This is a genomic window from Streptomyces murinus (assembly GCF_002154555.1).
GTDB classification, from domain to species: Bacteria; Actinomycetota; Actinomycetes; order Streptomycetales; family Streptomycetaceae; genus Streptomyces; species Streptomyces murinus.
In genome coordinates this window covers 1-7744 of the sequence record NZ_MUNF01000136.1, presented here as the reverse complement: position 1 = coordinate 7744, position 7744 = coordinate 1, and the positions used below count along the sequence as shown (strand labels likewise).

General features: G+C 71.5%; 5 protein-coding genes and 1 pseudogene. All 6 read left to right on the top strand.

Translation table 11 applies throughout. The features are described from left to right. On the top strand, positions 1–943 hold a 943-nt coding region (gene speB / locus CCN72_RS10325; protein ID WP_086807252.1), incomplete at its 5' end, for an agmatinase. Between the two features lie 5 nt (positions 944–948). Next, on the top strand, positions 949–2643 hold the full coding sequence (locus CCN72_RS10320) for a thiamine pyrophosphate-binding protein (RefSeq protein ID WP_086807251.1): 1695 nt from the start codon (positions 949–951) through the stop codon (positions 2641–2643). A gap of 639 nt (positions 2644–3282) precedes the next feature. After that, a pseudogene (locus tag CCN72_RS10310) lies at positions 3283–3820 on the top strand (GntR family transcriptional regulator); the annotation flags it as partial. Between the two features lie 197 nt (positions 3821–4017). Further along, on the top strand, positions 4018–4938 hold the full coding sequence (locus tag CCN72_RS10305; RefSeq protein ID WP_086807249.1) for a serine hydrolase: 921 nt from the start codon (positions 4018–4020) through the stop codon (positions 4936–4938). Between the two features lie 72 nt (positions 4939–5010). Continuing rightward, positions 5011–6060: an esterase-like activity of phytase family protein gene (locus CCN72_RS10300; RefSeq protein WP_086807248.1), complete on the top strand. Its 1050-nt coding sequence runs from the start codon at positions 5011–5013 to the stop codon at positions 6058–6060. An 83-nt stretch (positions 6061–6143) separates the two neighbouring features. Further along, a partial coding sequence (locus CCN72_RS10295; RefSeq protein WP_244174175.1) for an ABC transporter ATP-binding protein occupies positions 6144–7744 on the top strand: 1601 nt, incomplete at its 3' end.

Genomic DNA, 7744 nt, shown 5'->3' with positions numbered 1-7744 from the left:
CGTCGACTCCTCCCGCGTCCCCCGGTACGCCGGCCCCGCGACCTTCGCCCGGCTGCCCCGCCTGGACGAGGTCGGCACCGCCGACGTCGCCGTGGTGGGCGTCCCGTTCGACTCCGGTGTCTCCTACCGGCCCGGCGCCCGCTTCGGCGGCAACGCGATCCGCGAGGCGTCCCGGCTGCTGCGCCCCTACAACCCCGCGCAGGACGCGTCCCCCTTCGCGCTCGCGCAGGTCGCGGACGGCGGCGACATCGCGGTGAACCCGTTCAACATCAACGAGGCCGTCGAGACCATCGAGGCCGCGGCGGACGACCTGCTGGGCACCGGCGCCCGTCTGATGACCCTGGGCGGCGACCACACCATCGCGCTGCCGCTGCTGCGCTCGGTGGCCAAGAAGCACGGCCCGGTCGCGCTGCTGCACTTCGACGCCCACCTGGACACCTGGGACACGTACTTCGGCGCCGAGTACACGCACGGCACGCCGTTCCGCCGCGCGGTGGAGGAGGGCATCCTCGACACCTCCGCCCTCTCGCACGTGGGCACGCGCGGCCCGCTGTACGGCAAGCAGGACCTCACCGACGACGAGAAGATGGGCTTCGGCATCGTCACCTCGGCGGACGTCTACCGCCGGGGCGCCGACGAGGTGGCCGACCAGCTCCGCCAGCGCATCGGCGACCGGCCGCTGTACATCTCCATCGACATCGACTGCCTCGACCCGGCGCACGCCCCCGGCACGGGCACGCCGGAGGCGGGCGGCATGACCTCCCGCGAGCTGCTGGAGATCCTGCGCGGCCTGGCCTCCTGCAACCTGGTCTCGGCGGACGTGGTCGAGGTCGCCCCGGCCTACGACCACGCCGAGATCACGTCCGTGGCGGCCTCCCACACGGCGTACGAACTGACCACCATCATGTCCCGCCAGATCGCGGCGGCCCGGAAGGACGCGTAACCGACGTGACGCACGACCACGACCTGGTACTCCGCCCGACCGCAGCTCAGCGGGAGGCCGCGCTGAACCCTCCCCCCGGCCGCAACGGCGGAGACCTGGTCGTGGAGACCCTGGCCGGGCTGGGCGCGACGACCGTCTTCGGCCTGCCGGGCCAGCACGCGCTGGGCGTGTTCGACGCCCTGCGCAGGTCGTCCCTCCGCTATGTGGGCCTGCGGGTGGAGAACAACGCGGGCTTCGCGGCGGACGCGTACGGCCGGATCACCGGCGAGGCGGCCCCGCTGCTGCTGTCGACCGGCCCCGGCGCGCTGACCTCGCTGGCCGCGCTCCAGGAGGCGGCCGCCGCCTCCGCCCCCGTGCTCGCCATCAGCAGCCAGATCCCGACGGCGGGCCTGGGCGGCGGCCGCCACGGCTATCTCCATGAACTCCCCGACCAGGCCGCGTCGTTCCGGGGCGTGGTGAAGTCGGTGCACACGGCCCGCACCCAGTCCCAGATCCCCTCGGCGATCGCCGAGGCCTGGAAGTCCGCGCTGACGGCCCCGCACGGCCCGGTATGGGTCGAGATTCCCCAGGACGTCCTGCTGGCCCCGGCGTCACTGCCGGTGGTGACGGCGATGGACGCGACCCCGGACGACCTGGTCCCCCGCCCCGAACTGACGGCGGTGGCGGCGGAGTTGCTGTCGGGCGCGGCCCGCCCGGCGATCATCGCGGGCGGCGGCGTCGTACGCTCGGACGCCTCCGGCAAGCTGCGCCGGCTGGCGGAACTGCTGGACGCCCCGGTGGTCACGACGTACGGCGGCAAGGGCGCGTTCCCCTGGGCGCACCCGCTGTCCCTCCAGTCCTGGCTGGAGGACCGGCACACGACCGACTTCCTGGAGGACGCCGACGTCCTGCTGGTCGTGGGCTCGGGCCTTGGTGAACTCTCCTCGAACTACCACACGTTCAAGCCGCGCGGCCGGGTCATCCAGATCGAGGCGGACCTCGGGAAGCTGGAGTCGAACCACCCCGCGCTGGGCATCCACGCGGACGCCCGCCTGGCCCTCCAGGCGCTGCTGGAGACGGCGACGGAGCGGCATGATCCCGGGGCGGCGGAGCGGGTGCGCGAGGTGCTCTCCCGCGTCTCGGACCGCATCGCGTCCCAGGAACTCACCCTGGAGCAGTCGCTGTTGACCGCCGTCCGCCGCGCGCTGCCGGCCCGCTCGCCGTCCTTCTGGGACATGACGATCCTGTCCTACTGGGCCTGGTGCGGCTTCGACCCCCGGGGCACGAACCTGATGCACTCCTCCCAGGGCTCGGGCGGCCTCGGCTACGCCTTCCCGGCGGCTCTGGGCGCGGCGGTCGCCGACCCGACCCACCCGGTCCTCGCGGTCTCCGGCGACGGCGGCGCCCTCTACTCCATCGCCGAACTGGCCACGGCCCGCCAGCACGACCTCCCCGTCACCTGGCTGATCATCGACGACGGCGGCTACGGCATCCTGCGCGAATACATGACGGACGCCTTCGGCAAACCGACCGCCACGGAACTGACCCGCCCCGACTACGTCGCCCTGTCGGAGTCCTTCGGCGTCCCGGGCGTACGGACGACCCCGGAATCCCTGGAATCGGACCTGACCCGCGCCCTGTCGACGCCGGGCCCTTCGGTGGTCGTACTCCCCGCCGTGCTGCGGATGTTCGCGCCGACGCATCTGGGACAGGACGCGTAGCGAGCCCCGGCTACCCGGCGTGGACGCGGACGGGGTCGAGGTGAAGTTCATGGGGCCCCATGCAGTCGGCGGCCCAGGTGGCGAGGCGCGAGCCACAGGCACAGGCCAGATTGGGACCGTTCGCACCCGAGGGCCCACAACACCCCGCCCAATTGGCCCCGCGCGTGAAGGGGGTGAGGCGGGGCAGAACGTCCTCGGGGTGCACGACGACACTGTCCCGCCGCCCCGCGGAGACGGTTTCCCAACCGTAGGGCCGCATCAACTCTCTTCCCGAGTTGCGCACCTGCCGCCGGGGCGCCTCGACAGGAACGAAGGGCGCGCCCCACGGATCGGGATCGATGGCACAGCATCCACGAGGGACTGTGGACCGGGCCCGCCCGCTCTTCTTGTCCCGGCCGTCGTCCGGGTCGTCGACATCCGGGACGGCAGGCAGAACCACCAGATCCCCGGTGAGCTCGCACCCGCACTTGGCGCAGTAGAAGACGGTCACACACCGCTTTCTACCGCCGAACCCTCGGCGTTGGCCACGGCCTGTGCCGTCGGGTTCGAGTTCGCCGTACCGTCGTATGTGGTCGGCGCCGACCACGAGGGACATGCGGGGTGGGTCATATGAACGGTCAGGACATGGAACGGACGCCGTTCGCAAGGGACTTCCGCCCGATCCGCCGCTGCGGCATCGAGCGGCTTGCGCGGGCGGGATGGGGTGCGGGGCGGTCCGTCTGGGCGGCGGACATCGGGGGCCGGGACCTGGCCGTCGACTCCGTCGAGGTGACGCACGAGCCCGCGTCGGCGGCCGTGGCCGGGGTCATGGGCCTGGACGGTGAGCCTCTGCGTCCGCCGCCGTCGCTTCGTCCTCGACGGCAAGCCGGTCCTGCTGTCCACGTCCTACCTGCCGGCCGACCTCGTCGCGAACTCCCCGATCACCGAGCCGGACACGGGCCCCGGCGGTGTCTACGCCCGCCTCGCCGACCTCGGCCACGCCCCGGCCCGCTTCCGCGAGGAACTCCGCTCCCGGATGCCCACCCAGCCCGAGGCCGACCGCCTGGAACTGCCGCCCGGCGCCCCCGTGATCCACCTCGCCCGCACGGCCTTCGACCCGGAGGGCCGGGTGGTCGAGCTCAACGAGATGGTCCTCGACTCCGCCGCGTACGTCCTGGAGTACGACTTCGAGGCGTGACCCGTCCGCGCCTCAGCCCCGGCCGGTCGAAGGGGAACCCGTTCTGCTCCGCCCTGGACGAAGCATTGCCGGCTGTTGGTCAGTTGGAACGCTTGCTTTGAGAACATGTGTGCAACTTCCGACCACCCCTGCGAGTCAAAGGGCCGTACGTGCCCGCAAGGGGTGCGTCCACACGTCGTTCCCAGGGGGACCCCTTCATGACCCACCGCTTCAGCCGGCGCGCCAAGGCGTCGGCCGCGGCGCTCGGTGCCGCGCTGCTCATACCCACCGTCGCGGCCGCCACCCCGGCCGCCGCGACGACGCCCGCCGTGAGCTGTACGTCGGGCAAGGCCGGCCTCGCCGCCAAGCTGACCAAGGACATCACCGCGGCGCTCGCGAACCGCAAGAGCACCGTCGCCATCGGCCTGTACGACCGCGGCACCAAGACCACCTGCACCCTGCGCGGCACCACCGCGTACGACTCGGCCAGCACCGTCAAGGTCACCGTGCTCGCCACCCTGCTGTGGGACGCCAAGAAGCACAACCGGTACCTGACGGGCACCGAGACCTCGCTCGCCACCGCCATGATCACCAAGTCGGACAACGACGCCACCAGCAAGCTGTGGAAGCAGCTGGGCCTGACGAAGATCAAGGGCTTCCTGGCCGCCGCCAAGATGACCAGGACCGTGCCGGGCAGCGGCGGTTACTGGGGCCTGACCCAGGAGAACGCCGCCGACGAGCAGAAGCTGCTCCAGCTGGTCACCGCCAAGAACAGCGTGCTCAGCGACAACTCGCGTGCCTATATACAGAAGTTGATGGGGAAGGTCGTCTCCGACCAGCGCTGGGGCACGCCCGCCGGGGCGCCGGCCACCGTCTCCGTGCACGTCAAGAACGGCTGGCTCCAGCGCTCCACGCACGGCTGGCGCGTACACAGCCTCGGCACCTTCAACGGCGCGGGCCACGACTACATGATGTCCGTGCTGACCCAGGACAACAGCACCATGGACTACGGCGTCACCACCATCCAGAACGTCGCCAAGGCCATCCACAAGGACCTCGTGCCGACCACCGCCAAGACGGCGCGCTACGTCCCCACCAGCAGGCCGAGCGAGGCGTTCGTCGCCACGCCCGCACAGTAGTCACAAGCTTTCGGCACGAAGTCAACACAAAGTCTCCCGCGCGTAGTTGACTCACCGCTACGGTGATCGACTATGCGCCTGAGACATGTCATAGCCACCGTCACCGCCGGCCTGGCGGCCGCCACCACGCTGACCGCCGCCGGGCCCGCCGCGGCCCAGCCCGCCCACCTCGGCTCCAACGTACGTGCGGGCCACGCCTGTTCGTCCACCGTCTCCATCGACCGCTTCTCCGACGCGCTCGACAAGACGACGTACAACGGCACCTTCGTCGGCAACTTCTCCGCCCTCGCCGTGGACCGCGACGGATCGCTCGCCGCCCTGGAGGACCGGTCCCAGCTGTTCGACCTGGACGCCCGCACGCTCCAGCCGAAGTCCGCCGTCCACCTCGCGGACGAGAACGGCGCCGAGCTGGACTCCGAGGGCTTCGTCATCGACCGTGACGGCACCCGGCTCATCACCTCCGAGGTGGAGCCCTCCATCCGCCGCTACTCCCGTGACGGCAGGATCCTCGACCGGCTCCCCGTACCGTCCTCCCTCCTCGTCGCCCCCGCGGGCCGCGCCACCTCCAACCAGACCTTCGAGGGTCTGACCCTGCTGCCCGGCGGCCACACCCTCCTCGCGTCCATGGAGGACCCGATCGCGGGCGACAACGCCGACCTCGTCCGCTTCCAGACCTGGACCCGGACCAAGGGCAACCACTTCCGGCTCGCCGCGCAGTACGCGTACCGCATCGACGCCGGGCTCGGCGTCCCCGAGGTGCAGGCCACGCCCGACGGCCGGCTCCTCGTCCTGGAGCGCGGCTTCACCGCGGGCGTCGGCAACACCGTCCGCCTCTACCTGGCCGACCCGCGCCACGCCACGGACACCAGCGGCATCGAGAACCTCACCGGCCAGAGCGGCGTCCGGGTGATGAAGAAGACGCTGCTCGCCGACATCGCCGACTGCCCCTCCCTCGGCGCCACCGCCAAGGAGACCCAGCCCAACCCGCTCCTGGACAACATCGAGGGCATGACCGTCACCGGCCGCGACCGCACCGGCCGCCTGAAGGTCGTCCTGGTCAGCGACGACAACCAGAACCCGGTCCAGATCACGCGCTTCTACTACCTGCGGGTGCGCGTCTGACGTCCGATTGTTACGGCGGGATGAAATCACCCCGCGTCCGCGTTGGTGCCTTCCGGAAAAGTACGACAACCGGGAGGCACCGCGTGGAACCACATCGGGCATGGGCACGACGACTCGCGGGCTACGCCTGGCGCTACCCCAAGGACGTCCTCCTCGCCCTCGGCTCCTCGCTCGCCGGTATGGCCGTCACCGCCGTCGTCCCCCTGATCACCAAGGTGATCATCGACGATGTGATCGGCGCCCACACCCGCTCCATGACCCCCTGGGCCGGCGCCCTCGTCGTCGCCGCCGTGCTCGTCTACGCCGCCACCTACGTCCGCCGCTTCTACGGCGGCCGGCTCGCCCTCGACGTCCAGCACGACCTGCGGACGGAGATGTACGACACGATCACCCGCCTCGACGGCCGCCGCCAGGACGAGCTGTCGACCGGACAGGTCGTGGGCCGCGCCACCAGCGACCTCCAGCTGATCCAGGGCCTGCTCTTCATGCTCCCGATGACCATCGGGAACGTACTGCTCTTCCTCGTCTCCCTGGTGATCATGGCGTGGCTGTCGCTGCCGCTGACCCTCGTCGCCCTCGCCGTCGCCCCCGCGCTCGGCTGGATCGCCCGGCGCAGCCGCAGCAAGCTGCACCCCGCCACCTGGTACGCCCAGGCCCAGGCCGCCGCCGTCGCGGGCGTGGTCGACGGCGCGGTGAGCGGCGTACGCGTGGTCAAGGGCTTCGGGCAGGAGGCGCAGGAGACCGGCAAGCTGCGCGAGGTCGGCCGCAAACTGTTCGCGGGCCGGCTGCGCACCATCCGCCTGAACAGCAGGTACACCCCCGCCCTCCAGTCCGTCCCGGCGCTCGGCCAGGTCGCCATGCTCGCCCTCGGCGGCTGGCTCGCGGTGCGCGGGCACATCACGCTGGGCACCTTCGTCGCCTTCTCCACCTACCTCGCCCAGCTGGTCGGCCCGGTCCGCATGCTCGCGATGGTCCTCACCGTCGGCCAGCAGGCCCGCGCCGGCACCGAACGCGTCCTGGAGCTGATCGACACCGAGCCGACCATGAAGGACGGCACCCGGGAGCTGCCCGCCGACGCGCCCGCGACCGTCGAGTTCGACGACGTGTCCTTCGGGTACGCCGACGACACCAAGGTCCTGGACGGGCTCAGCTTCGAGATACGCCAGGGTGAGACGCTGGCCGTGGTCGGCTCCTCCGGCTCCGGCAAGTCCACCCTCTCCCTGCTCCTGCCGCGCTTCTACGACGTCACCCACGGCGCCGTCCTGATCGGCGGCCACGACGTCCGCGAGCTGACCCACTCCTCGCTGCGCGCCGCGATCGGACTGGTCCCGGAGGACTCGTTCCTCTTCTCCGACACGGTCCGTTCCAACATCGCGTACGGCCGCCCGGACGCCACCCAGGACGAGATCGAGGCCGCCGCCCGCGCCGCCCAGGCCGACCGCTTCATCCGGGAACTGCCCGAGGGCTACGACACCACGGTCGGCGAGCACGGCCTCACCCTCTCCGGCGGCCAGCGCCAGCGCGTCGCCATCGGCTCCGTGCTCACCCCGCACCCCGAGGTTCTCGTCCTCGACGAACCGACCTCCGCGCTGGACCCCGCCGCCGCGGAAGAGGTGCTCGCGGTGCTCCAGCGCCTGGTGCACGACCTCGGTACGACCGTCCTCATGGCCGAGCACCGCCTGGA

Excerpts from the sequence above, each read along its gene's own strand:
- CCN72_RS10305 (WP_086807249.1), top strand. The coding sequence starts at position 4,018 with ATGACCCACCGCTTCAGCCGGCGCGCCAAGGCGTCGGCCGCGGCGCTC.
- CCN72_RS10300 (WP_086807248.1), top strand. The coding sequence starts at position 5,011 with ATGCGCCTGAGACATGTCATAGCCACCGTCACCGCCGGCCTGGCGGCC.